Source organism: Nocardia yunnanensis (genome assembly GCF_003626895.1).
GTDB classification, from domain to species: domain Bacteria; phylum Actinomycetota; class Actinomycetes; order Mycobacteriales; family Mycobacteriaceae; genus Nocardia; species Nocardia yunnanensis.
The window spans coordinates 4,292,668-4,317,008 of sequence record NZ_CP032568.1 but is presented as its reverse complement, the minus strand read 5'-3'; the positions used below and the strand labels follow the sequence as shown (position 1 = coordinate 4,317,008).

Annotated in this window: 23 protein-coding genes; 9 read left to right on the top strand and 14 right to left on the bottom strand. The window is 69.9% G+C overall.

The genetic code is table 11. From position 1 onward, the window contains the following. The first annotated feature begins 93 nt into the window (after nucleotides 1–93). Together D7D52_RS20245 and D7D52_RS20240 are read left to right on the top strand one after the other, a co-directional pair. Nucleotides 94–876: an NADP-dependent oxidoreductase gene (locus D7D52_RS20245; protein WP_246023183.1), complete on the top strand. Its 783-nt coding sequence runs from the start codon at nucleotides 94–96 to the stop codon at nucleotides 874–876. Nucleotides 877–1,044: 168 nt separating this feature from the next. Next, nucleotides 1,045–1,554, top strand: a complete 510-nt coding sequence (locus D7D52_RS20240) for an Lrp/AsnC family transcriptional regulator (protein ID WP_120744298.1) — start codon at nucleotides 1,045–1,047, stop codon at nucleotides 1,552–1,554. 57 nt (nucleotides 1,555–1,611) lie between these two features. Here the strand turns inward: D7D52_RS20240 and ald are convergent, their stop codons facing one another. From ald to D7D52_RS20215, 5 genes are all read right to left on the bottom strand, one after another. After that, nucleotides 1,612–2,718: an alanine dehydrogenase gene (gene ald, locus D7D52_RS20235; RefSeq protein WP_120738632.1), complete on the bottom strand. Its 1,107-nt coding sequence runs from the start codon at nucleotides 2,716–2,718 to the stop codon at nucleotides 1,612–1,614. A 216-nt stretch (nucleotides 2,719–2,934) separates the two neighbouring features. After that, nucleotides 2,935–3,246, bottom strand: a complete 312-nt coding sequence (locus D7D52_RS20230) for a DUF3349 domain-containing protein (RefSeq protein ID WP_120738630.1) — start codon at nucleotides 3,244–3,246, stop codon at nucleotides 2,935–2,937. A gap of 29 nt (nucleotides 3,247–3,275) precedes the next feature. Continuing rightward, nucleotides 3,276–3,578, bottom strand: coding sequence for a DUF3349 domain-containing protein (locus D7D52_RS20225; protein WP_120738628.1), 303 nt, complete (start codon nucleotides 3,576–3,578; stop codon nucleotides 3,276–3,278). 7 nt (nucleotides 3,579–3,585) lie between these two features. Further along, a complete protein-coding gene (locus tag D7D52_RS20220) occupies nucleotides 3,586–3,879 on the bottom strand; it encodes a hypothetical protein (RefSeq protein ID WP_120738626.1) in 294 nt (97 codons plus the stop codon). An 11-nt stretch (nucleotides 3,880–3,890) separates the two neighbouring features. Next, the gene (locus D7D52_RS20215) at nucleotides 3,891–5,075 is read right to left on the bottom strand and encodes an inorganic phosphate transporter (RefSeq protein WP_120738624.1); all 1,185 of its coding nucleotides are present in this window, start codon (nucleotides 5,073–5,075) and stop codon (nucleotides 3,891–3,893) included. Nucleotides 5,076–5,506: 431 nt separating this feature from the next. Here D7D52_RS20215 and D7D52_RS20210 point away from each other — a divergent pair, with 431 nt between their 5' ends. Continuing rightward, nucleotides 5,507–6,622 carry a hypothetical protein gene (locus D7D52_RS20210; protein WP_120738622.1) on the top strand — a complete coding sequence of 372 codons (1,116 nt, stop codon included), beginning with the start codon at nucleotides 5,507–5,509 and terminating at the stop codon, nucleotides 6,620–6,622. 234 nt (nucleotides 6,623–6,856) lie between these two features. Here the strand turns inward: D7D52_RS20210 and D7D52_RS20205 are convergent, their stop codons facing one another. Beyond that, nucleotides 6,857–7,987 (bottom strand): glycosyltransferase, encoded by a 1,131-nt coding sequence (locus D7D52_RS20205; protein ID WP_120744297.1) that lies wholly within the window; start codon nucleotides 7,985–7,987, stop codon nucleotides 6,857–6,859. 252 nt (nucleotides 7,988–8,239) lie between these two features. On the opposite strand from D7D52_RS20205, the gene D7D52_RS20200 reads away from it, so the two are divergent. Together D7D52_RS20200 and D7D52_RS20195 are read left to right on the top strand one after the other, a co-directional pair. Continuing rightward, nucleotides 8,240–8,461, top strand: coding sequence for a hypothetical protein (locus tag D7D52_RS20200; RefSeq protein WP_162958421.1), 222 nt, complete (start codon nucleotides 8,240–8,242; stop codon nucleotides 8,459–8,461). Nucleotides 8,462–8,466: 5 nt separating this feature from the next. Further along, nucleotides 8,467–9,690, top strand: coding sequence for a hypothetical protein (locus D7D52_RS20195; RefSeq protein WP_120738618.1), 1,224 nt, complete (start codon nucleotides 8,467–8,469; stop codon nucleotides 9,688–9,690). A gap of 57 nt (nucleotides 9,691–9,747) precedes the next feature. On the opposite strand, the gene D7D52_RS20190 is transcribed toward D7D52_RS20195, so the two are convergent. From D7D52_RS20190 to D7D52_RS20180, 3 genes are all read right to left on the bottom strand, one after another. Then, nucleotides 9,748–10,623, bottom strand: coding sequence for an NAD(P)-dependent oxidoreductase (locus D7D52_RS20190; RefSeq protein ID WP_120738616.1), 876 nt, complete (start codon nucleotides 10,621–10,623; stop codon nucleotides 9,748–9,750). Between the two features lie 173 nt (nucleotides 10,624–10,796). Then, nucleotides 10,797–12,305: an FAD-dependent monooxygenase gene (locus tag D7D52_RS39925; protein WP_120738614.1), complete on the bottom strand. Its 1,509-nt coding sequence runs from the start codon at nucleotides 12,303–12,305 to the stop codon at nucleotides 10,797–10,799. A gap of 64 nt (nucleotides 12,306–12,369) precedes the next feature. Continuing rightward, nucleotides 12,370–13,533, bottom strand: a complete 1,164-nt coding sequence (locus tag D7D52_RS20180; protein ID WP_120738612.1) for an LURP-one-related family protein — start codon at nucleotides 13,531–13,533, stop codon at nucleotides 12,370–12,372. A gap of 180 nt (nucleotides 13,534–13,713) precedes the next feature. Between D7D52_RS20180 and D7D52_RS20175 the strand changes: the two genes are divergently transcribed. The 3 genes from D7D52_RS20175 (at nucleotide 13,714) to D7D52_RS20165 (ending at nucleotide 16,966) form a co-directional block, all read left to right on the top strand. Then, nucleotides 13,714–14,931 (top strand): hypothetical protein, encoded by a 1,218-nt coding sequence (locus D7D52_RS20175; protein ID WP_162958420.1) that lies wholly within the window; start codon nucleotides 13,714–13,716, stop codon nucleotides 14,929–14,931. Nucleotides 14,932–15,021: 90 nt separating this feature from the next. Beyond that, nucleotides 15,022–16,410, top strand: a complete 1,389-nt coding sequence (locus tag D7D52_RS20170; protein ID WP_425464552.1) for a M20/M25/M40 family metallo-hydrolase — start codon at nucleotides 15,022–15,024, stop codon at nucleotides 16,408–16,410. 19 nt (nucleotides 16,411–16,429) lie between these two features. Then, nucleotides 16,430–16,966 (top strand): YbhB/YbcL family Raf kinase inhibitor-like protein, encoded by a 537-nt coding sequence (locus tag D7D52_RS20165; protein WP_120738607.1) that lies wholly within the window; start codon nucleotides 16,430–16,432, stop codon nucleotides 16,964–16,966. 76 nt (nucleotides 16,967–17,042) lie between these two features. On the opposite strand, the gene D7D52_RS20160 is transcribed toward D7D52_RS20165, so the two are convergent. After that, nucleotides 17,043–17,585: a TetR/AcrR family transcriptional regulator gene (locus tag D7D52_RS20160; RefSeq protein WP_120738605.1), complete on the bottom strand. Its 543-nt coding sequence runs from the start codon at nucleotides 17,583–17,585 to the stop codon at nucleotides 17,043–17,045. A gap of 132 nt (nucleotides 17,586–17,717) precedes the next feature. On the opposite strand from D7D52_RS20160, the gene D7D52_RS20155 reads away from it, so the two are divergent. After that, entirely contained in the window at nucleotides 17,718–19,025 is a 1,308-nt protein-coding gene (locus D7D52_RS20155) for a phthiocerol/phthiodiolone dimycocerosyl transferase family protein (RefSeq protein ID WP_120738603.1), read from the top strand. 127 nt (nucleotides 19,026–19,152) lie between these two features. Here D7D52_RS20155 and D7D52_RS20150 read toward each other — a convergent pair whose 3' ends face one another. The 4 genes from D7D52_RS20150 to D7D52_RS20135 all read right to left on the bottom strand — a co-directional run bounded on the left by D7D52_RS20150 (nucleotide 19,153) and on the right by D7D52_RS20135 (nucleotide 24,304). Further along, the gene (locus tag D7D52_RS20150; RefSeq protein WP_120744295.1) at nucleotides 19,153–20,115 is read right to left on the bottom strand and encodes an amidohydrolase family protein; all 963 of its coding nucleotides are present in this window, start codon (nucleotides 20,113–20,115) and stop codon (nucleotides 19,153–19,155) included. A gap of 522 nt (nucleotides 20,116–20,637) precedes the next feature. Continuing rightward, nucleotides 20,638–22,467: an AMP-dependent synthetase/ligase gene (locus D7D52_RS20145; protein WP_120738601.1), complete on the bottom strand. Its 1,830-nt coding sequence runs from the start codon at nucleotides 22,465–22,467 to the stop codon at nucleotides 20,638–20,640. Between the two features lie 191 nt (nucleotides 22,468–22,658). Further along, nucleotides 22,659–23,321 (bottom strand): GTP cyclohydrolase II, encoded by a 663-nt coding sequence (locus D7D52_RS20140; protein ID WP_120738598.1) that lies wholly within the window; start codon nucleotides 23,319–23,321, stop codon nucleotides 22,659–22,661. A 101-nt stretch (nucleotides 23,322–23,422) separates the two neighbouring features. After that, nucleotides 23,423–24,304, bottom strand: coding sequence for a GTP cyclohydrolase II (locus D7D52_RS20135; protein WP_246023181.1), 882 nt, complete (start codon nucleotides 24,302–24,304; stop codon nucleotides 23,423–23,425). Nucleotides 24,305–24,341: the final 37 nt, after the last annotated feature.

Genomic DNA, 24,341 nt, shown 5'->3' with positions numbered 1-24,341 from the left:
CCGGTCTCGTCTACGAGGACGTGCCCGATGCCAAGCCGGGGTTGTGTGAGGTGTTGATCAAGGTGGTGGGCGTGCGGGATCACGCACAACGAGTTGGATTGGCCGATTTGGACGTGCCGGGCGGGGCATCGGCGGGAGGCGATCATTCCCGGCAACGAGGTGTCGGGAGTGGTGGCCGCGGTGGGGTTCGGGACCGCGGGGTTCGCGGTGGGGGACGAGGTGTTCGGGTTGACCGATCAGCTGCGCGATGGGGCGGCGGCGGAGTATGTGGCGGTGGAGGCGCGAAAACCGCAGTCGCTGGACCATTTTCACGCCGCGGCGGTGCCGCGGGCGGGGTTGACGGCGTGGCAGGCGTTGTTCGAGCACGGGAAATTGGAGAAGGGCCAGACCGTGGTGATCCACGGTGCGGGCGGCGCGGTGGGGTCGGTGGCGGCGCAGTTGGCGCACTGGGCCGGGGCGGAGGTGATCGGCACGGGGCGCGAGCATTCGCGCAAGCTGGCCACCGAGCTGGGGGTGGATCGCTATCTGGCGCTGGACAATGGTGAACGGCTGGAAGATGTTGCCGGACAGGCGGATCTGGTGGTCGATACCGTCGGCGGCGAGGTGCTGACCGGGTCGTCGGTGTTGCTGCGGCCGGGCGGGATTCTGGTCACGATCAAGGCGGCCTCGGAGTTCCCGACCGATCGCGACGATATCGCCAAGATCGTGTTCGTGCAGCTGCCCAACCGCGATCAGCTCGCCGAGCTGGCCCGGTTGATCGACGAGGGCGGGCTACGACCCCAGGTAGGGGCGGTCTATCCGCTGGCCGAAGCGGCGGCGGCGTTCACGACCAAGGCCGCCGGCGGGGTGCCGGGCCGGATGATTCTGCAGCCCTGAGCGATTCGCGGCGGTGACGGCTTTCGAGTCGTAGCGGCGGTGATCGCCTCGTGGGTGCACGCCGACGGACAGCTGCCAGGGAGCGGTCCGGCCGCGAGCGCTGACAGCGTGGTGAAGATTTCGCCGATCTCGCCCTGGTCCGTGAAGGATCTTCTGTACAGTTCGATCATGAAGAAGGTTTCTTCGGGGTCGAATGGTGCGGGCGGGGCGGCTCGGGCGGTGCCGTTGGACGCCACCGATCGGCTGCTGCTCGACGAGCTGGCGCGCGACGGGCGCATCACCAACAATGCGCTGGCGGCGGCGGCCGGGATCGCGCCCTCCACGTGTTTGGGGCGGGTGCGGGCGCTGGTGGAGCGCGGGGTGATTCGCGGGTTTCACGCCGATATCGATCCGGCGGCGCTGGGGCGGGATCTGCAGGCGATGATCGCGGTGCGGGTGCATCCGTCCGCGCGCAGTCACCTGGCGGAGTTCGGTGAGCAGCTGGCGGCGCTGCCGGAGGTCGAGAACGTGTATTTCATTGCCGGAGCGGATGATTACCTCATTCACGTGGCCACCGCCGACTCCGGCGAGCTGCGCAGTTTCGTGCTCGACAACCTCAGCGCCCACCCGGCGGTCGCCTCGACGGAAACTATCCTGATCTTCGAACACGTGCGCCCGGGCCACCACAGCACCGCTTGACGGCTCGACGCGGCAGGCTCTCCACGGATGTGGAGAGCCTGCCGTGCCGGTGCGGCGTCAGGCGGCCAGGGGGTGAGCGGCGTAGCCGTGGGCGGCGGCGACGGATTCGGAGAGCAGTTCGCCCTTGTGGGTGCTCAGGCCGGCGGCCAAGCCGGCGTCGGCGGCGACGGCGGCGCGCCAGCCCTGGTCGGCGAGGGCGACGGCGTAGGGCAGGGTGGCGTTGGTGAGGGCGACGGTGGAGGTGTGGGGGACCGCGCCGGGCATGTTGGCCACGCAGTAGAAGATCGAGTCGTGCACGCGGTAGGTGGGTTCGGCGTGAGTGGTGGGGTGCGAGTCGGCGAAGCAGCCGCCCTGGTCGATGGCGATGTCGACGAGCACCGAGCCCGGCTTCATCTGTGCGACAAGCTCGTTGGACACCAGGGTGGGGGCCTTGGCGCCGGGCACCAGGACCGCGCCGATCACCATGTCGGCCTCGCGGACGAGGTTTTCGACCTCGAGTTTGTTGGACATGACGGTGCGGACCTGGCCGTGGTAGAGGTCGTCGATCTCGCGCAGGCGGGCGATGTTGAGGTCCAGGACGGTGACGTCGGCGTGCATGCCGTGCGCGACGGCGATGGCGTTGCGGCCCGAGACGCCCGCGCCGAGCACGACCACCCGCGCCGGGCGCACGCCGGGCACCCCACCCATGAGCACGCCACGGCCGCCGCCGCTGCGCATCAGGTGGTAGGCGCCGGCCTGCGGGGCCAACCGGCCGGCGACCTCGCTCATGGGGGCCAGCAGCGGCAGCGATCCGTCACGGGCGGTGACGGTTTCGTAGGCGATGGAGGTGATGCCGGACGACAGCAGCGCGTCGGTGCACTCGCGAGAGGCGGCCAGGTGCAGGTAGGTGAACAGCACCTGATCGGCGCGCAGGCGTGAATACTCCTCGGCGACGGGCTCTTTGACCTTGAGCACCAGATCGGCGGTGTCCCAGACCGCTTCGGGGGTGTCGAGCACCTGCGCGCCGGCGAAGCGGTAGGCGTCGTCTTCGAAGGTGGATCCGATGCCCGCGCCGGTTTCGAGGAACACCTCGTGGCCGCGCGCGACGAGTTCGTGGACGCCCGCGGGGGTGCAGGCCACGCGGTACTCGTGGTTTTTGACCTCGCGGGGGATGCCGATCTTCATGCCGCTCTCCTGATCTCTCGACTGTGGTGGGATCGCCACTCGGGAGAAAGTATGAAGATTGTGCGAGATCAGGTCCAGAAGTCTGAAGATGATTCTCTAGAGAGTAGATTCGGCATGGTGATGTTCATTCAGCGCGGATGCGAGTCGTGTCACACCGAAGCATCTTCGGCGGCTCGTGACCGTCGGCGTCCTCGACAACGTTTCCGGGCGGTGTGGTCAGCGGGTGGTGTCGGGCCAGCCGTCGTCGATGGGCCAGCCGGCGGCGCGCAGGTGGGCGCGCACGCGCTCGAGGTCGGATTCGCGGGGCATCTCGTCGGTGAGTTTGGTGATGAGCACGCCGACGTCGGCGCGGTCGGGCGGGACCGCGCCGAGCACGATCAGTTCGGCGGCGACCTGTCGCAGCTGGTCTTCGCTCAGTCGCGTGGCCAGCATCGCCAGCAGCGGCAGATAGTCGGTGTCGGGCACGCCCTGCGGGTAGCCCGCGCGCAGCCACGCGACGATGCGGGCCAACAGTTCCGACAGTGCCATGTGTTCGCGGTCCCCGGGCGGTCCGGGCCTCACGCCTCGGACGGGTGCGCGAGCGGCCAGCCGCCCGCGGCCAGTCGCGCCGCGACTCGGTTGACGTCCTCGACGCCCGGTTTCTCGTGCGCGAGTGCGGAAATGGCGGTTTCGATGGCGGCGCGATCCAGGACGCCGCCGGCGGCGAGCAGCTGTTCGATCACCTCGTCGACCTCGCGGTCGGTGAGTTTGCGGTGCAGCACCGCGAACAGCGCGACGTAGTCCTCGCGGGGGACGCCGTGGGGGTAGCCCGCGCGCAGCCAGTCCAGCACGGTCGCCAGGATCGAGCGATTGGTCGTCATGGCTGCCTTACTTCTTGGGCGGCTTGGCGCCGAAGAGCTGGATGTCGAAGGTGTGGCTGATGAAATCCTTGGCGATGTAGAGGATTCCGGCGGCGACCACGAGCGCGGCGGCCGCGAAGCACACCGCTGCCAGGGTGTCGGCGACGGTGGTGCGCTGGGTGGTGCGGGGGCCGTCGGCGGCGGGTTCGGCGGCCCACAACCGGATTCCGGTGGCGAAGACCACCGGGACGCCGACGCCGAGGATCAGCGCGATGAGGGTGACCTCGCCCAGGGATTTGGCGATGGCGTGGAAGGTGTGCACGGCAATTCTCCTCAGGCCGCGGCCTTCTCGCGCGGCCGCGGCGTCGGGGTGAGCCCGCCGTCCCAGTCGTCGTTGACGTTGCGGGTGTCGACGGGGTCGCGGCGCGAGCGCAGATACATCCACACCGCAGCCGCGATCAGCAGCGCCGCCACCACCAGCACGCCCAGCAGGCCGCCGGCCAGATCGGCCAGCCACCAGCAGAACGCGCCGACCAGTCCGGCCAGCGGCAGGGTCAGCACCCAGGCCACGGCCATGCGGCCCATCACGCCCCAGCGCACCTCCGCGCCCGGCTTGCCCAGGCCGGTGCCGAGGATGGAGCCGGTCGCGGTCTGGGTGGTCGACAGCGGCAGGCCGAACTGGGCGGAGGTGAGAATGATGGCGGCCGAGGAGGTTTCGGCGGCGAAGCCCTGCGGGGAGTCGATCTCGACCAGGCCCTTGCCGAGGGTGCGGATGATGCGCCAGCCGCCCAGGTAGGTGCCCAGCGCGATCGCCAGCGCGCAGCAGATCTTGACCCACAGCGGGATGTCGTCGGCGTTGGTGTAGGTGCCGTGGGCGACCAGGGCCATGAAGATCACGCCCATGGTCTTCTGCGCGTCGTTGGTGCCGTGGGCCAGCGACACCAGTGACGCGGAACCGATTTGGCCCCAGCGGAATCCGGTGCTGACCTTGTCGGGGCGCGAGTGGCGGGTCAGGCGGTAGACAGCGTAGGTGCCCAGCCCGGCGACCAGGGCCGCGACGAAGGGGGCCAGCAACGCCGGCAGGATGATCTTGTTGATCAGGCCGGTTTTCTGATCTCCGGTCCAGATGACGCCGCTGGCGCCGAGGGCGGCGAGCGCGGCGCCGATGAGGCCGCCGAACAGGGCGTGGGAGGAACTCGACGGGATGCCCAGCAGCCAGGTGAACAGATTCCACAGGATGCCGCCGGCCAGGCCCGCGAACACGATGTGCAGCAACGCCATATGGTGCACGCCGCCGATGTTGAGCAGGCCGCCGGAGACGGTTTTGGCGACTTCGACCGACAGGAACGCCCCGACCAGGTTCAGCACGGCCGACAGGGCCACGGCCACCCGGGGGGAGAGCGCACCGGTGGCGATGGAGGTGGCCATCGCGTTGGCGGTGTCGTGGAAGCCGTTGGTGAAATCGAAGGCCAGCGCGGTGATCACCACGATCGACAGGACGAGAAGCTCAGCGCTCACCTCTTCAGTGTCACCACGCGATCGCGCGGTTTGAACGGGCCACACCGGGTGTTCACCGGAAATTCAGAGGCCGTGACCGCGGGAATCACCGTCGAAAACCGCAGTGGCGCAGCCCGAACGGGGCCGACCGGTCGGGCGCTCGGGCGCGCGGCAGCCCCGACGCGCGTCGGCCTCGGGGCTGCGACTGCTACATGCCCGAACAGCAGCCGGGCATCATCGCGCACATCCACGCGCAGAACATCTGCCAGGGGTTCATCGACTCTCACCTCCTCCCGCATGATTCGGAGCCGCCCGCGCCGAGGCGTGTTCAGCGGGCTATCGCCGCGCGGGGGTCGGGGTTGCGCCGAGGGTGAAACCGGCAGGCGGCGAACTGGTTTCGTGGCGAGAATGGGGCCGGGCCCGGGCGGGTCTGGAATTCGGGAGGCTGGGAGATGGACGAGGTGTTGCTGACGCCGCCGGATGCCGCTGAGGTGCGGTTTCTGGCGCGGGGTGTGGTGAGTGCGGCGGCGGGGGAGGCGGGGCTGACGCCGTTGCAGCAGTTGCTGATTCCGGCGATGTTCTTGTCGATGACGGGGCATCCGGTGGAGTTGGGCGAGGTGTCGGCGATCGGGGCGCGGGAGTTCGCGGCGGGGATGGCGCGGCGCAATCGGATCTTCCGGGAGCGGGTGGTGCAGACGATGCTGTTGGCGGCGCTGGTGGTGCGGCCGCTGCCGGAGTCGGTGGGGGTGCGGTTGCGGGAGTTCGCCGATGCGCTCGGGGTCGAGGACGACATGATCACCGTGGCGCAGCGCTATGCCGAGGGCGCGGTGGATCTGGCCGCGGCCGACTTCTCCCGCAACGGTTATCTGGGGAATCTGGATCATCTGCGGTTGGATGCGCTGCATACCGAGGGGCTCGACAGTTCCTGGGGTGCGGTCACCGACGATCCGGTGCTGGCGGGGCGGTGGGCGCAGTTGTGGGAGTTGCCGGTGGGCACGCTCGGGCGCGGGGTCGCGGATTTCTATCGCGATCGCGGGTTCGTGACGCCGGGTAAGCCGGGGTCGGCGCCGCCGCTGCTGGCGCAACACGATTGGGTGCATGTGCTCGCCGGCTACGGCACCACCCTCGAAAACGAGATCGAGGTGTTCGCGTTCATGGCGCGCGCCAACGACGATCCGCGTGCGTTCAGTCTGCTGGCGATGGTGATCTCGCTGTTCGAGACCGGATATCTGCGCGCGGGAGCGGGCCTGTTCGAGGCCGACGAGGGGCATTTGCGCACCGCGGGCATGTCGCAGCGCCTCGGTGACGCCATGCGCCGGGGCGCGCTGACGCGCGGCAGCCACGACTTCCTGGATCTGGACTGGTTCGCCCTGGCGGATCGTCCGGTCACGGTGGTGCGCAACGAGATCGGGCTGGTGCCCAAGGCAGCCGCGGCGATCGCGGCGGGTTCGGCCGGGCCGTGGCAGCCCGGCGGAATCACGCCATATCAGCTGCATTCGTCCCAGAGCGCCGCCGCAGCCGAGGGGCGCGCGTATGTGCCCTGGCAACCCGACCCGACGCGCGACTGATCGAAGATCCGCCCCGCCGTGATGCTGCCGGAAGGATGGCGCCGCCACCACGGCGATGCTGCCGACAAAGTGGCGCCGCTCCTTGGCAGCCCGACCCGACGCGACTGATCGAAGATCCGCAAATATGGTGCTGCCGACAGAGTGGCGCAGCTACACCACAGAGACGCCGCCACACCACGGAGACGCTGCCGACGGTGTTGCGCCGCCTGGCGTCGCCGGGTGCTCGCGCCGCGCTCAGGCCGAGCCGAGTAGTCCTAGCATGCCGGAAACGGCTGCGGGCCAAGTGAATTGTTCGGCGCGGGTGCGGGCGGCGCGGCGGCGTTCGTGCGGGGGGCGGGCGAGGACGTCGGTGACGGCGGTGGCGAAGGCGCGGGGGTGGTCGGCGGCGACGGCGCCGGCTTCGGCGGTGACGATGTCGGCCAGCGCGGAGGAGCGGCTGGCCACGACCGGGGTGCCGGCGGCGAGGGCTTCCAGGGCGGCCAGGCCGAAGGTTTCGTGCGGGCCGGGGGCGAGGGAGACGTCGGCGGTGGCCAGCAGGGTCGCCAAAGCCGGTCGGTCGCTGATGAATCCGGCGAAGTGCACGGTGGGGCGGCCGTCGGGCAGGGCGGGGATGAGACGGGCGCGGCGTTCGAGGGCGTCGCGGCGGGGGCCGTCGCCGGCGACGACGAGGCGGGTGTGCAGGCCGCGGCGGCGCAGCGCGTGCACCGCGGCGATGCTGCGGTCGACGCGTTTTTCCACCGACAGCCGCCCGCAGTGCACCAGCAGCGGGTAGTCCGCGGCGCCGAGATCGCTGCGCAGGCGGTGGTCGTGGCGGTCGGGGCGGAACATGTCCAGATCGACGCCCAGCGGCACGAGTTCGACGTTGTCGGCGTCGATGCGTTGGAATTCCGCGCGCGCGAATTGCGTGGTGCACACGACGATGTCGTAGTCGCGGGCGCTGCGGCGGTTGGCGGCGTCGGCGGCGCGGCGCGCGAGCGGGCCGGGCAGGATCTGGCCCAGCAGCCGGTCGAGGCGCTCGTGGGAGATCATCACCCCGGCGATGTCGCGGCGGCGCGCCCAGCGGCCGAAACCGCGCAGTGTCAACCGATCCGACACCTCGAGCACGTCGGGGCGCAGTCCGCGCAGGGTGTCGGCGACGCGGCGCGGGTCGGCGGCGCGGTAGCCACCGGTCCAGGGGATCGCGGGGGCGGGCACGGTGAGGCGCACGACCCCGCCGGGCAGGACCCGCTCGTCGCGGCGGGGGCCGGGCACGATGAGGACCACCTCGTGTCCGGCGGCCACATAGCCCGCGCCGAGGTGGTGCAGCGCGGTGCGCAGACCACCCGAGCGCGGACCGTAGAAATTCGCCAGCTGAACGATGCGCACGTGGCCGATCGTGCAGGGCAACGGGTCACAGTCGGCACCCCCGGCCGAAACGGCGCATGAACTCCCGCGTAAGTCCCGGCGAACTGCGCGGCGGTCGTCGAATCCGGGCGCGCCGGTGCGGGTCTCGCATCCCGAACCCCACACCGGGCGTTTTGCCGGATTTCGGGCTGGCGGATGGCCAACGATCTTGGTAGAGATGGGTGGCAGACCACAGGGGTGATCCGGGTCATACCGGAGGACGGGGACGAATCGATGAGCGCCAGAGCCGAACTGGAAAAACAGCTGGGCGGCCCGGTCCCGGCGCTGGAGGCGTTGAGCGAGAGCGAGACCGCCGATCTGCTGGCGCTCTTCGAGCAGGCGCGCCGCAGCGAGAACGCGGCCATGGTCGAGGCGGTGGACAAGACCGTGGGCGCGCTGCCGTGGCCGTTGCGCACCGCGGCCAAGAAGATCATGTTCGGCAACAAGCTCGGGTAGCGGCGATGAGCGATCTGGTGACCCGCGCGCAGATCACCCTGCTCTCGCGCACCCTGCACGTGCCCGAAGAGCGGCTCGCGCATCTCGAACGCCTCGGTGCGGCGAACCTGCACGAGTTGCAGGAGCGCATGGCGAAAGTGATGTTCGCCGAACACAATGCGATCTTCTCGCGGCTGTCGCTGCTGGTGCCGATCATCCCGATGTCGATCTCGCTGCCGCTGGTGCAGAAGCTGGTGCCGCCGGTGATGGCCGGGCGCGCGGCGGGCGCGATCGGGGTGGATCATCCCAAGAAGGCCGCCGAGGCGGTCGGCATGCTCGAGCCCGGGTATGCCGCGGCGGCCGCGCCGTACATGGACCCGCACAGTGTCGGGCAGCTGGCCGATATCGCCCCGGCGAAACCGGTCATGCGGATCATCAACGAGCTGCTGCGGCGCGGGGACTATGTCACCGCGGGACCGTTTCTGGCCTATGCCACACCGGAATTGGTGCGCGCGGTGGAGCAGGACGTCGAGGACGACGAGGGTTTGATCCGCTCGGCGTCGTATTCGTATTCCGGAGCCAATATCAGCGTCATCATCCGGCATCTGCTGGCCGGTCCCGGGCAGCGGATCCCGCGGCTGGTGCGCACCATCCTCGACGGCTCGCAGGAGTTGCGGCTGGCGGCGCTGTCGGTGTTCGCGCGCTGCGACGCCGATGTGGTCGCCGCGATCGGCGACATCCTGTTCGATGCCGCGTCCACCGACGAAATCGCCGCGCTGGTGTCGACTTTCGTGACGGCGGGCGCGGTGCCGGAGACGCTGCGGTTCGTCGGGCAGCTGCATCCCGAGGCGTTGGCCGTGCTGGCGACCAACCCGAGCGTCGCCGACGCGTCGACCCTCGACGCGCTGACGGCCGCGGTCGACGGCAGCGACGAAGCGGCGGTGTGGCGGGGGCTGTTGAGGTTGGCCGAGGCCACCGAGCCCGCCTTGACTCGCCGAATCGCTGCTGCCCTCTCGCATTTCGCTCCCGAGACCCTGGCGAGCCTGCCGGCGGTGGTCACCGCCGCCGAGCTGTGGGAGCCGCTGCTGACGGTGCTGGCCACCGCCGAACCCGACGCGCAATCCCGCATCGGCCAACCGTGGTCCGGCCTGTCCACCCCTGACCGCACCGCCATCGAAGACCACATCGCCGCCCTGTCACTGACCGACCCGCTGACCACCCTGACCACCACCCTGCAACTGGCCCACTGACCGTTGAGTGGCACACCAGCGAGGGGTTTTGTCCGGTTCGCCGCGCTGGTGTGCCGCTCAGTGGGGGGTGCGCAGGGCGGCGGCGGTGCGTTCGAAGGCGGCGGCGCCGTGGCCGGCGGCGACTTGGCGGTCGACGAGGGCCGCCAGGCCGGAGAGGGGTTCGGCGGTGATGCCGGCGTCGGTGGCGGCTTGGCGGAGGGCGTCGAGGGCGGATTTGGTGAAGGTGAGGTCTTGGAAGACCTCGTCGGTGAAGGCGCCGGTGTCGATGACGCGGGCGTAGGCGGGCAGCGTGTGTGCCATGGCGGTGACCCAGGCGGTGGCGCGGGCGGCGAAGTCGGTGGCGGGCACGTCCGCGGAGGCGAGCAGGGCCGCGCCTTGGAAGAAACCGCCGAACATCGCGTACATGGTCGTCAGCAGCGCGAAGTCCCAGAGCGCGGCAAGGCCGGGGTCGGTACCGAAATAGTCTGCCGCGCCCAGGAGTTCGAGGGTGGCGCGGTGGGTGTCGAAGACGGTGGGTGAGCCGCTGTAGAGGATGCTCGCGCCCTCGGCGCCGATCATGGACGGGACCGCCATGATGCCGCCGTCGAGGAACTCGATGCCGTGCGCGGCGGCCCAGGCGGCCAGCTCCCGGGACTGTTCGGGGGAGGTGCTGGTCAGGTTGAGCAGGTGTTTGCCGCGCAGTTCGGTGGCGACGGGGTCGAGTTGCTGGTGCACCGAGGCGTGATCGAGCAGCACGACGATCACCAGGTGCCCGCCGCGCACCGCCTCGGTGACCGTGGGGGCCGAGACCGCGCCGGCGGCAACCAGTTCGGGGTCCTTGCCGGGGGTGCGGTTCCACACCGTGGTCGCCACCCCGGCGGTGCGGAAGCGGTGCGCGAGCGCGCGGCCCATGGCGCCGAGGCCGAGCACGGTCACCGGGTGAGTGTTGGTCATTGGGGGGACAGCTCCTTCACGAGGGGTTGATGTTTCGGCGCGCGCTGTCACCGAGGTTGCCGCCCTCGTGAACGACCCACAAGTACGCACTTGCTTGTCAGGGACTTACCTACAGGTTTGTCCGCAGCCAGGACTGCTCCCGGCGGCCGCGAAATGTGGCCTGCCGCACCGATTCAGGCGGGGCCGAGCCAGCGGGTCAGGGCGGTGTCGAGGCCGTGCGGGGTGGCCGAGGTCCAGGCGATGATGCCGTCGGGGCGCACGAACATCGCCAGGTCCTCGTGCGGCTGGGCGGGTTTGGTGGTGACCAGCTCGAGGTGTTCGGACCAGGGTGCGGTGAGGGCGCGCAGGGTGGGGGAGTCGGCGGGGTCGTAGACGACGGCTTTGCCGGTGGTGAAGTGCTCGGCGAGCCGGGTGCCGTCGGCGAGGTCGAAATCGGGGGTGGCGGTGCCGACGCGGGGGTCGTCGCTGCCGAGGTCGTAGCGGTGCAGGACGCCGGCGAGTTTCTTGGCGACCAGGGTGGCGGCGTCGGGGGTGTCGAGCAGTTCGGTGACGACCGCGCGCAGGGCGCGGCTGCGGGAGTCGGTGCGCATGAGCGCGACTTGCGCGCGCGTCCAGTCCAGTACCCAGGCGCCGACGGGGTGGCGTTCGCGAGAGTAGGTGTCCAGCAACGCTTCCGGGGACCGGCCGCGGATGACCGCGGCCAGTTTCCAGCCCAGGTTGGCGGCGTCGCCGATGCCGAGGTTGAGGCCCTGGCCGCCGAAGGGGGAATGCACGTGCGCGGCGTCGCCGGCCAGCAGCACCCGGCCGCGACGGTAGTCGGGGACCTGGCGGGTGTTGTCGGTGAAACGGGTCGCCGAAAGCACCTTCGAGATCTGGACTTTCACGCCGGTGACACGTTCGAAGCTGTCTTCGAGCTCGGCGGCGGTGACGGGGTTGACGCGGTCGGCGGGCGGGCCGTCGAGTTCGACGGTCAGCAGCCGGCCGGGCACGGGGCCGTGGGCGAAGATGCCGGTGGGGGTGGTGTGCCAGCCCAGCGGCACCTGCTCGGCGCCGGTCCATTCGACGCGGGCCTGGCGGCCGGTGATTTCGGGGTCCAGGCCCGGGAATTCGTAGCCTGCGAGTTTGCGCACCGTGCTGCGACCGCCGTCGCAGCCGACCAGCCAGCCGGCCCGGATGGTGTGCGCGCCGGCCTCGACGGTGACCCCGACACCGTCGTCGGCGAAAGAGCCGACCTCGACGCCGCGGCGCACCGGGACCCCGAGGTCGGCGGCATAGCGGGCCAGCATGGCTTCGATGGCCTGCTGGTCGACGAAGCGGTACTGCGCGGCCGGACCCAGCTCGGCGAAGACCGGGTCGTCGTGGTGAATGCGGTCGCCGCGCAACATGATTCCGGCGAAGTGCCCGCCGGCGGGTTTGGGTCCGCTCGCGGGTGCGGCCCGGGTGAACAGGGCGGCCATCTGCGCGGCGGTGGCCTCGGCGGCGGTGCGGAGTTCCCCGATGAGCCCGCGCCGGTCGAGCGCCTGAGCGACGGGGGCGTTGATGCCGCCGGCCTTGATGGTGGGATCGGGTGCGTCCAGCCGTTCCAGCACCAGCACGTCCACGCCCGCCAGGCGCAGCTCGCACGCCAGCATGAGCCCGACCGGTCCCGCTCCGACCACCACCACATCTCGTGTCTCGTTCATGACATCCACGGTGGTGGTGGCCGGTTGCCGGGCGCTTGCGTCGGCTTGCGTGCGGCTTGCGCGCTCAGTTCCAGCCGCGCTGATCCTGTTTGAGGGCGGTGTCGATGGCCAGGCCCGAGGCCACCACCATCGACAGCAGCGGCTGCGGCAGCGGGCGGTGGATCTGCACGACGTAGTTGTCGGCGGTGGTGAACATGGTTTTGAGCAGGCCCTCCCAGGTCTTGGTGATGCGGGCGACCTCCTGGTCGGTGTGGTCGTGGATGGCGAAGTTCCAGGCCCGCCAGTTCTCGGCGCGGATGCCGCCGATCTTCTGGCCGCCGACCACGAACGCGAAGTTGATCTTGCCGATCATGTTCTCCTGGATGATCTCCCCGATCGGGGCGCCGTTGCCCTGTTCGAGCAGGAACTTCGACTTGAACACCTTGGCCGGGCGGGTGATGCGCATCAGGCACTGGCCGTGCGCGTCACGGATCTCGAGCTTGTGGGTCATGAACTGGTCGTAGCTCGACAGGAACCGCACGGCCTTCTTCAGCGCCGACTGCCCGACCTCGGCGACCGCGCCGATCTGGCGGCCGTGCTGATCGAAAACGCTGTACTCGTTGACCATTTCGATCAACTTGACCTTCTGGTTGACCACCAGCACCGGCTCGGTGAACACGGTGCCGCCGCCGGCCTGCGCGGGGGCGATCCCGGCCTGCTGCTGCACCTGGCGTTGGATGTCGGCGGGGTTGGCGGGGCTGCCGACCTCGAGCTCCCACGGGCTGGCGTCGCTGCGGCCGCCGAACTGCTGGGGTCCGCCGGGGTAGGGCTGGCCGGGCTGTTGTGGGTAGCCGGGCTGAGCGTAGTTCTGCGGCGGCTGTTGACCGTGACCGGGCTGGGGCTGCTGGCCGAATTGCTGGAGCTGCTGGCCGAATTGCTGGGGCCGGCCGTCGAACTGGTGTTGCGGCGCGGTGCCGAACTGCGGTCCGGCGGGCTGCGGGCGCTGCTGCGGCTGCTGGGCGGGCTGCCCGCCGGTCTGCGGCTGCGGGACGTGGGGCTGGCCGCCGGTCTGCGGCGGGACCGGGCGCGGCTGCTGGCCGAACTGATCGGAGGCGGGCCGATCCGGTTGCTGCGGCGCGGGGGCCGGGTGTGGTTGGGGCTGGGTGTGTTCGGTCCATCGGCTGCCGTCCCACCAGCGCAGCACTGGGGATCCGGGACGCTCGGGGTACCACCCCGCGGGTTGACTCATGGCCGCATCCTAACGGTGTACAGGGACTCTGCACTTTTTGTACATTTTGCCCGGTGTGCACCTCTATGATGGGCGGTCGACATCGGGAGGCCGGGTTCGGGCCGCCCGGGAAAACGGGGAAAGCATGTCCGGCGCAGTCGAATTCGCGGTTAACCACGGGTGTACTGCGCGGCCGGGCTCATGACCGACCTGGTGACGCGAGCCCAGCTCGAACTGCTGGCACGGACCCTGCACGTGCCCGCCGAGCGGCTCGCTCACCTGCACACGCTGGGCCCGCACCGCTTGCACGAACTGCAACAACGCATGGCGGGCACGCTGTTCGATCAGCACACGCCGGTGTTCGAGCGCATCGCGCGACTGGTTCCGGTGATCCCGCTGAGCATTTCGCTGCCGATCGTGCAGAAACTGGTGCCGCCCACCATGACCGGGCGCGCGGCCGGGGCGATCGGGGTGCGCTATCCGGCCAAGGCGGTCGAGGCGCTGTGGAAGATGGATGTCGGGTATGCCGCGGATTGTGCGCCGTATCTGGATCCGCGCACCGTCGGCCAGCTCGCCGACGACGCGCCGCCGGAGCCGGTGGTGGCGATCGTCAACGAGTTGCTGGCGCGACAGGACTATGTGACGGCGGGGCCGTTTCTGGCCTATGCGACACCGGAATTGATTCGCGCGGTCGAGCAGGGGGTGCCCGACGACGAGGGGCTCATCCATTCGGCGGCCTACGCCTACTCCGGTGCGGCCATCAGCGCGGTGGTGCGCCAGCTGCTCTCGGGCGCCGGGGGCCGGTTGCCGCGACTGCTGGGCACGGTCGTCAACGGCTCCAAGGAGTTACGGCTGTCGGCGCTGTCGGTGTTCGCGCGCTGCAGCCCGGAGGTGATCGCCGCGGTCGGCGACATTCTGTTCGAGGTGGCCCCGCCCTCGGCGATCGCGGATCTGCTGACCACCTTCCTGGCCGCCGACGCCGGCGCGGACATGCTGCGGTTTCTGGGGCATCTGAGTCCGGCGGCGTTGACGCGGCTGGCGTTGAACCCGGTGCTGGGCGAGATCGCCGAAGCGCTGGTGGCCGAGGTCGACGGCAGCAGCGACGTCGCGATCTGGCGCGGGCTGCTCGAGGCGCTGGCGCGCACGCCCGCCGAGGTGCGCCGCCGCGCGGGGCTGGCGCTGGCGCGCCTCGACGCCGCGACCCTGCTGACGGTGCCCGCGCTGGCGCAGGCCGCGCGGTTGTGGCCGCCGCTGCTGTGGGTGCTGGCGGCCACCGATGTGGATGTGCAGGCGCATATCGGTGAGCTGTGGGCGGGCGCGACCCGGGTGGATCTGGCGGTGCTCGAGCGTCGCATCGCCGATCAGCGCCTGGAGTCGCTGCTGGCGACCCTGACCACCACGATCCGGTTCCTGCGCTGACCGGAGGGTGCTGGAACCCTTGTGCGACGGCTGATTTCAATGGTGGGCGCGGGGCGGACCTGGTGGGGGCCGCGGCGGTGACGGCGGCGGATGGGTCCGCCCGGGCGGGGAGGTGGTAGGAAAGGTGACGTGTCCGAAATCGCCGAAACCCACACCCCGCGTGCCGTGTCGGAAGTGGTGGACCTGGTCAGCGCGCTGATCCGGTTCGACACCTCCAATACCGGCGAACTCGAAACCACCAAGGGCGAGCGCGAGTGCGCGCAGTGGGTGGCCCAGCAGCTGCAAGAGGCCGGGTACGAGACCGAATACGTCGAATCCGGGGCGCCGGGGCGCGGCAATGTGTTCGCGCGGCTGCGGGGCGCGGATTCCTCGCGCGGGGCGCTGATGATGCACGGGCATCTGGATGTGGTGCCCGCCGAGGCCGCCGACTGGAGTGTGCACCCGTTCTCGGGGGCGGTGCGCGACGGTTACGTGTGGGGGCGCGGCGCGATCGACATGAAGGACATGGTGGGGATGATGCTGGCGGTGGCGCGCCAGTTCAAACGCGAGGGCACGGTCCCGCCGCGCGACATCGTGTGGGCGTTCGTGGCCGATGAGGAGAACGGCGGCCGCTGGGGCTGCCAGTGGCTGGTGGAGCATCGCCCGGATCTGTTCGAGGGCGTCACCGAGGCGGTCGGGGAGGTCGGCGGGTTCTCGCTGACGGTGCCGCGCCCGGACGGCAGTGAGCGGCGGCTGTATCTGGTGGAGACCGCCGAGAAGGGTTTGGGCTGGATGCGGTTGCGCGCCAAGGCGCGCGCGGGCCACGGCTCGTTCCTGCACGAGGACAATGCGGTCACGATCCTGGCGCAGGCGGTGGCGCGGCTGGGCACCCACACCTTCCCGCTGGTGGTGTCGGATTCGGTGGCGGAGTTTCTGGCCGCGGTGGCCGAGGAGTCCGGGCTCCAATTCGATCCCGCCGCACCGGATATCGAAGGACAGCTGGCCAAGCTGGGCACGATCTCGCGCATCATCGGCGCGACACTGCGCGATACCGCCAATCCGACGATGCTGCGCGCCGGCTACAAGGCCAATGTGATTCCGCAGACCGCCGAGGCGGTGGTGGACTGCCGGGTGGTGCCGGGCCGGCAAGCCGAGTTCGAACGCGAGGTCGACGCGTTGATCGGCCCCGACGTGGAGCGCGAGTGGATCACCAAACTCGACTCGTACGAGACCACCTTCGACGGGCATCTGGTGGATGCCATGAACGACGCGATCCTCGCCCACGATCCGGCCGGACGCACGGTGCCCTACATGCTCTCGGGCGGCACGGACGCGAAAGCGTTCGCCAAGCTGGGGATTCGCTGTTTCGGGTTCGCGCCGCTGCGGTTGCCGCCGGAGCTGGATTTCACCGCCCTGTTCCACGGGGTCGACGAGCGGGTTCCGGTGGAATCGCTCGAATTCGGCACCCGCGTGCTGGAACACTTCCTGTTGCACAGCTGACGAGTCGAAAGGACCTGACGTGCCGGATTATTCGTACAACCCCTACGCGCCGCTGCCGCGGCTGCCCGAGTTCACGCTGACCTCCACCGATATCAGCGACGGCAAGCCGTTGTCGCTGGATCAGGTCAGCGCCCAGGGCGGCGCGGGCGGGCGGGATCTGTCCCCGCAGCTGAGCTGGTCGGGATTCCCGGCGGAGACCAAGAGTTTCGCGGTCACGATGTACGACCCGGACGCGCCGACGGCGTCGGGGTTCTGGCATTGGGTGCTGGCCAACCTGCCGGCCACCACCACCAGCCTCGACACCGGGCAGGGCAGTGCGGGCGGGGCGCTGCCGCCGGGGGCGCTGACGTTGCGCAACGATGCGGGGTTGCGGGAGTACACGGGCGCGTTCCCGCCGGCCGGGCATGGGGCGCACCGGTATTTCGTGGTGGTGCACGCGGTCGGGGTGGAGCAGCTCGAGCTCGACGAGAACGCCTCGCCGGCGTATCTGGGGTTCAACCTGTTCATGCACGCGATCGGGCGCGCGACGGTGATCGGCACGCACGAGCAGAAGTAGTCCTCGGTTCGAAGCGACTGTGGCCCTGAGCGATGTGCTCGGGGCCACACTGCGTTCACCGGCCGTGCGGGTGGGCTCAGGACAGGGCGGCCAGGGCGCGCAGTCCGGCGGTGAGGTCCTCGGCGGAGGGGGCGTGGGCGGGGTCGATGAGGTGCTGCACGAGCAGCCCGCCGATGAGGGTTTGCAGCACGGCGCCGACGGCGGGGTCGCCGTCGGCGAAGTCGGCGGCCAGGCCGGTGCGGGCCGCGGCTTGCGCGGCACCGGTTTCGGCGCGCAGCTGCGGGGAGTGCAGGGCCTGGGCCATGGCTTCGACATTGGCGGTCCACAGCTCGGCGTCGGTGGTGAAGGAGTCGATGAGCTTGTGCCAGAAGGAGTTCAGCCGTTGCGCGGGGGCGGTGTCGGCGTCGGCGGGCAGGGCGTCGAGCAGGCGTTGCACGGCGGCGGCGGTGGATTCGAGCATGGCCTGGTTGAGCAGGTTGTCGCGGGTGCCGAAGTGATAGTTGATGGCGGCGAGGTTGGCGCCGGAGGCGGCGACGATATCGCGCACGGTGGTGCGGGCGTAGCCGCGTTCGGCCAGGCATCGCTTGGTGGCGGCCAGGAGGTCTTCTCGGGTTCCCACGGGCCCGAGCCTAGCAGCGGACCGAACAGCTGTTTGCGACGCGCGTTTCAAACAATTGTTTGGCACGTTTGTTTGAAACGCGTGTATGGTCGGGTTCGGCAGGATGTCCCGACACGGAAGCACGAGCCCGACATGACCCAGCAGCGCCTGTTGTCCCCCTTCGAGAACAGCTACTTCTCCACCGGCACCCGGCTGGGCAGTGTGCCCGTCGGCGGGCTGCCGTTGTTCATCGGCAGCGTCGTGCGCGGGGAGCTCGACACCGGGGTTCTGCGCCGGGTGTTGAGTGAACTGGCGGCGGGACATGTGTTGCTGCGCAGCCGGATCCGTGATCGTGACGGGGTGGCGCGCTTCGTGGTCGAGGACGGGTTCCAGCCGACGCTCGAAGATCGCGCCGGCGAGGACGCCGACTACTGGGCGCTGGTCAACAGTCCGCAGCAGTGGGAGGGCGGATTGTTTCGGGCGGTGGTGTTGCGGGGGCGCACGATGACGCGGGTGGTGCTGGTGATCCATCACGGAATCAGCGATGGGCGTTCGGGATTCGCGTTGCTGGAAGAGATGTGGCAGCGCTACCGGGCCCGGCTGACGGGAACGCCACTGCCACTGCATGATTCGGACGCCCGGTTGGACGGCGGGGTCGACGAGCTGCTGGCGGCGGTCACCACCGACGCGCAGGTGGACGGGTTCGTGGCGCAGTTGCGGGAGGCGGCCGCGGCGACGGCGAGCATCACCGCCGCGCCGGCGCTGCCTCGCGACGGTGACGGGGTCGGTGCCGCCGACGGGCGGCTGGCGATGCGGCGCATCGAATGCGGGCTCGCGCAGACCGCGGCGCTGGTGGCCGCGGCGCGGGCGCAGGCGATCTCGGTCAACAGCCTGCTGGCGGGTGCGGCGCTGGTGGCGGTGCGCACCCAGGTGCCGGTGGCGGGGGCGGTGGCGTTGATGTGCGGGCATGCGGTGGATCTGCGCCCGGACCTGTCGCCGCGGCTGCCCGCCTCGACGGTGTTGAATTGCGCCTCCGGCGTGGGCACACCCGCGGTCGTGGCCCGCGACTGCGAGGCGCTGGCGCTGGGGGAGGTCACCGACGCCGCGATGGGGGTGATGCGCGAGACCCGGTTCGCGGCGTTGTTCATGCGCGCCTCGCAACGGCCGTTGGATCCGGCGGTGGCGGCGATGCTGAGCGCGCCCCCGGCGATCGCGCTGTCGAACATGGGGCCGATGCCGGCGCATCCCATGCCGGCGGGGCTGGAGTTCGTGCGCGACGAGGTGTTCGCGACCGCGGTGGGGATGCCGCCGAAGATGACGATCTTCACCGTCGGCGGCCGGCTGAGCATCCAGGTCGAATACGACACCGCCGAACACAGCCACGCCCAGATGGGCCGCGTCGCCGAGGCGATGAGCGATCAGCTGGCACGCGTGGGGGCCACCGCCGGTCTGCACTGCTGACGGACAGCGCCGCTGATGGGCAGTGCTCGCCTGACGGACAGTTCTCGCCTGACGTGCAGTGCTCGCCGAGCCGAATCGCCTTGGCGGCGAGCGGTTTTCGTGGTGCGGCGCACGGGTGCCAGGGTTGCTAGGGGCGGGCCAGTGAGGTGGCGTGGCGGCCGAGCAGGAGCGCGGCGTTGTGGTCGAGGACGCGGGTGGCGTCGGGCTCGGGCAGAGCGTCCTGGATGGCGGTGATCGCGCGGCGTAGCAGATCGCCGCTCTGGTAGGGGAAGTCGGTGCCCAGTACCAGGCGGTCGGCGCCGAAGGAGGCCGCGGCGGCGCGCAGGGCGGGGATGTGGCCGTGGGCGACGGTGTCGAACCAGAGGCGGCGCGCGGCCAGGCTGGGTTTTTCGGGGGTGTCGGGTGATTCCCAGGCGTACTGGTTGTCGGCGCGTTGCAGCAGCATCGGCAACGCGCCGCCCAGATGTGACAGCACGATGCGCACGCGCGGGTAGCGCAGGGGGATGCCGGCGAGGATGAGGTGCATGGCGGCGATGGTGTCTTCCATCGGGGCGCCCACCATCCAGCGCATGCGATGTTCGCCGATGAGCGGGGTGTGCGCGTCGTGGCCGGAGGGGTGGATGTAGAGCACGCTGGCGCGGCGATCGAGTTCCTGCCACAGCGGGGTGAACCGGTCGTCGGCCAGGGAGTGGCCGAGGATGTCGGTGGTGACCGCGACGCCGGCCATCCCGAGTTCGTCGAGGGCGCGCGCCATTTCGGTCAGGGCGGCGTCGAGGTGGGGCAGCGGCAGCGCGGCGAAGGCGGAGAAGCGGTCGGGGTGACGGCCGACGAGCTCGGCGTACTGGTCGTTGGCCAGCCGCGCGGCGTGCACGGCATGCTCGCGGCGGGCGAAATGCGGGCTTTGCGGGGTGATCGAGAGCACCTGGTGGGCGATGCCGGCGGAATCGTTGAGCGCGAAACGGGCGTGCAGTTCCGCGTCGGCGCCGCCGGCCCCCAGGCCGCGCTGGGTGGCGGTGTCGGTGCGCCCGTAGGAGTCGAGCACGTCGAGATAGTCCTCGTTCCACAGGTGGGCGTGAATGTCGATACGCACGAACAACTCCTGAGTGATGGCGGTGAGCAACTGCGCTCCCGAATCTAGGACCGCCGCGGGCAGCGCAACCGGGACCCGATGCGCCGCGCGGGGGACCGTACGCGCCACGCGACTCGCCGCTCGTAGGCACCACGCGGCGGCGGCAGCTTCAGCGCTCGTACGCGGCGCGGGCCACGCTGCGGCTTTTTGCTCGTGCGCGCCGCGCGCCACGTCGCGGCTTCTCCGCTCGTCCGCGCCGCGGGTCACGCTGCGCTTCTGTGTTTGTGCGCGGCGCGGGCCACCGGGGCGGGCCTGGGGCGGGCATGACGGTGGGCCTGGAGATTTGCCTCCAGGCCCACGGCCGCGGATGAGCCGGGGGCCCGGTGTGGCTGGTTTTTCCTGTCGATGACGCGGCTTCTCCACTTCACTCGCGCGCGGCTTGGGCCGTCGGGGGCGCGCCTGTGGTGGATATGACTGTGGGCCTGGAGGTTTGCCTCCAGGCCCACGGTCGCGGGTGAGCCCGGGTGGGCTCGGGGTGGCTGGTTATTTCATGTCGATGACGCCGTCGGGGGCGGGGGTCAGGTACAGCGCGGCGATGTCGGTGGCGTATTTGGTGGCGATGGGGGTGCGCTTGAGTTTGAGGGTGGGGGTCAGTTCGTCGCCGCCGGGTTCCCAGGCGTCGGCGAGGATGCTGAAGCGTTTGATCTGTTCGACGCGGGCGAGTTTGGTGTTGGCGGCGGCGACGGCGGCTTTGATCTCGGCGACGATCTCCGGTTGGGCGGCAAGGGTTTTCAGTTCGGCGTCGGGGGTGCCGAGGGTTTTGGCGCGCACCCCGGCGGTGTCGGGGTCGAGCACGATGAGCGCGGCGATGAACGGTTTGGCGTCGCCGATGGCGACCACCTGTCCGACCAGTGAGGACGCGGCCTTGACGGTGTTTTCGATATTGGTGGGCGAGAGGTTCTTGCCCGCCTCGGTGATGAGCAGTTCTTTTTTGCGGTCGACGATGCTGACGTAGCCGTCGCCGTCGATGGTGGCCACGTCGCCGGTGTGCAGCCAGCCGTCGGCGTCGAGGGCTTCGGCGGTCTTGTCGGGCATCTTGCGGTAGCCGCGGGTCACGATGCCGCCGCGGATCAGCAGTTCCCCGTCCTCGCCGAGGCGGATCTCGGTGCCGCGCAACGGGATTCCGACGGTGCCGGGTTTGGGTTTGGCCAGCGGGGTGTAGGTGCCGACACCGGAGGTTTCCGACATGCCCCACACCTCGGTCACCGTGAACCCCAGTCCCAGCAGGTATTCCAGGGTTTCGGGCGGGATGGCCGCGGCGCCGGAGGCGGCGACTTTGAGTTCGTCGAAGCCCAGCGCGTGGCGCAGTTTGCTCAACACCAGCGCGTCGGCGAGTTTGTGCTGCACGTCCAGCAGTACGCCGCGGCCGGTGCCGGCGAGATCGGCGCGGGCGGCCTGCGCGCCGACTCCGAGTGCCCAGCCGGCGAGGGCTTTTTTGACGGGGCTGGCTTCGACGGCGAGTTTGGCGTCGATGCCGGCTTTGATCTTCTGCCACACTCGCGGCACCCCGAAGAACGCGGTGGGGCGCGCGTCGGGCAGGGCGGCGGCGATTTCGCGGGCGTCGGGCACGCAGGTCATCTGCACGCCGGTGAACAGGTTGGCGCAGTGTCCGGAGATGCGGTCGGCCACATGGGCGGCGGGCAGATACGACACCGAGCGGTCGTCGAAGCCGACGGTCAGCGGGCCCTCGACCAGGCCCACGATCTGGGCGACCACATTGGCGTGGGTCAACTCCACGCCCTTGGACGGGCCGGTGGTGCCGGAGGTGTAGATGAGGGTGGCGACGTCCTCGGGTTGCACGGCCTGCCAGGCGGCGTCGAAGTCGAAGTCGGCGGCGGGCGCGGCCTCGACCTCCTCGAGGGTCAGCGTGCCCGCGGCCGAACCTTCCACCAGCACAATGTGTTCGATCTCGACCCCGGCTCCGCGCACGGCGTCCAGGAACGCCGGTTCGGTGATGACGATCGCGTTCTCGGCGTTGGTGAACAGGTGCGCGATCTGTTCGGGGGAGCTGGTGTTGTAGATGGAGAACGGGGTGGCGCCCACGTGCAGGGCGGCGGTGTCGACCAGGTTGAATTCCGGCCGGTTGGTCAGCATGATGCCGACGCTGTCCCCGCGGCGCAGTCCCAGCCCGGCCAGTCCGGCGGCGATACTGCGCACCCGTTGCCCGTATTCGCGCCAGGTGATCTGGCGGGTGCCCCCGACGGTCCGCAACGCCACCTGATCCGGTCGCACCGTCAGCGTCTGCTGAAACGCCTGCGGAATCGTGTAGACGGTGGTGCCGCTCGCATGCTGATACCCGATGTCAGTCGTCATAACCCTTTTTCCGATAGCCCTCTCGCTGTCACCCGCCACACGCGCACCCACCCGCGCGAACCCCGACGTCCCGGACAACGCCCCACCCGATCCACACACTGGCCAGCCGCGGTTTGTGGCGAGGCTCACTCATCGTAACCAGAATGTCGCGTGTGTGTCGCGGGCTACAGCGGCCAGGAGTGGGGCCGCAACTACCGATTCGGGTGCCAGCGGGTGTCGGCGACCCGGCCACGCGGCGCGCCTTGGCGGCCCTGTGCCGCAGCGTCGTTGGCGGGATACGCGCTGCGACGCTTGGCTTTGGCCGCCATGTACCGCGCGGCACGCTCGCTGCGTGGCGTGGTGGCCAGCGCCACCTGTTCGACCACCAGCCCCGCGCTCTGCACCGCGAGCACCTTGTCGGGGTTGTTGGTCATCAGCCGGACCGTACGCAGTCCGAGTCCGGCCAGCGCCTCGGCGGCATGATCGTAGGTCCGGGAGTCGTCGGGGTGGCCGAGCATGCGGTAGGCGTCGAAGGTGTCCGCACCGGTCTGCTCGCCGACATGCAAGCCCATCGCTTTGAACTCGAGGCTTTCCCCGCGTCCTTCCTGCTCGAGGTAGATCAAGACCCCCTGGCCGCCCTCTGCTTGGATCAGGTCCATGGAAAGATCGAGTTCCGGGCCGCAATCGCAGTCGTCGGATCTCAGCGCGTCCCCGTAGAGGCACCGCGATTGAATGCGCACCAGACAACCGTCCACCGGCTCGCCGAAGATCAGCACGTGCCCGATCCCCCGCTCGTCGTGAACGTCTTTCACCCGCACCCGCAACTCGCGGCCCTTCCGAAACAGCGAATGTGCAGTTGCCTGAAGCTCTTTCACGCCAACACCACCTGCCCGCCCTGCCTTGGGCAATTATGGCCGAGCGGTGATGTTCCGGACGGAGGTTGTGGGAAGTCGAAAGCCGCTGAGCCCGCCGCGCGCTAGGAGCCGCCGGTCGCCGGCCTTGCTGTGAGGTGGCGCAGCCGGGCGCGCGTCCGCAATCGTATCGGCACGCGTGTCAGGCACCAGGCGAGCAGCGTGAGCATCAGTGCCAGATAAGCGAGAATCGCCAATTCCTTCGGCCCCCAGCAGATCATCGCGCCGGTGGCGGGCATGACCAGCCCCAGCCAAGCCCGCACGAGGTGGCGCGGGAACGAGCACCGGTGGTTGTTGGGCAGGAGATGGCCACGACGAAGTCGCTTGGCCCGCAAATAGTCCCGGGCTGTTTCGCTGCGAGGTTCGGTGTGCAGTGGCACCTGGGTGACGGTGATCTGGTGGCGATGCAGTGCCGCGACCTTGTCCGGGTTGTTGGTCAGCAGGCGCACTTGCCGCAGGCCGAGGCGTTTGAGGAACTCCGCGGCGGTGTCGTAGTTGCGGTAGTCGTGCTGGTAGCCGAGTTCGTCGTAGGCGGCGAACGTGTCGTAGCCCAGGGCCTGGGTGATTCCGAGGCCGCGGGCTTTGACCTCGAGACCCGCGCCTCGACCTTCCTGCTCCAGATAGAGCAGCACCCCGGCGTCCTCCCACTGGATTCTGTCCATGGCCTGATCGAGTTCGGGACCGCAGTCGCAGTCGTCGGATTGCAGTGCGTCGCCGTAGAGGCAGCGAGAGTGGATGCGTACCAGCGGTGGGGTGTGCCGGTGCTCGACATCGCCGATGATCACCGCGTGGCCGCCGTCGTGCCCCGGTATCGGCAGAACCCGAACGGTCATCTCCGCGCCCTTGCGCCTGAGCAGGTGTCTGGTCTGCGCGAGTGTCAGCGCGTCGAGCACATCTCTCGCCTCGTCGACCGCCGCACAGACCGGCGCATCGCCCTCAACGGACACCTGACCGCCTTCACATCCCCGCAGCTCGTTGGCCGCA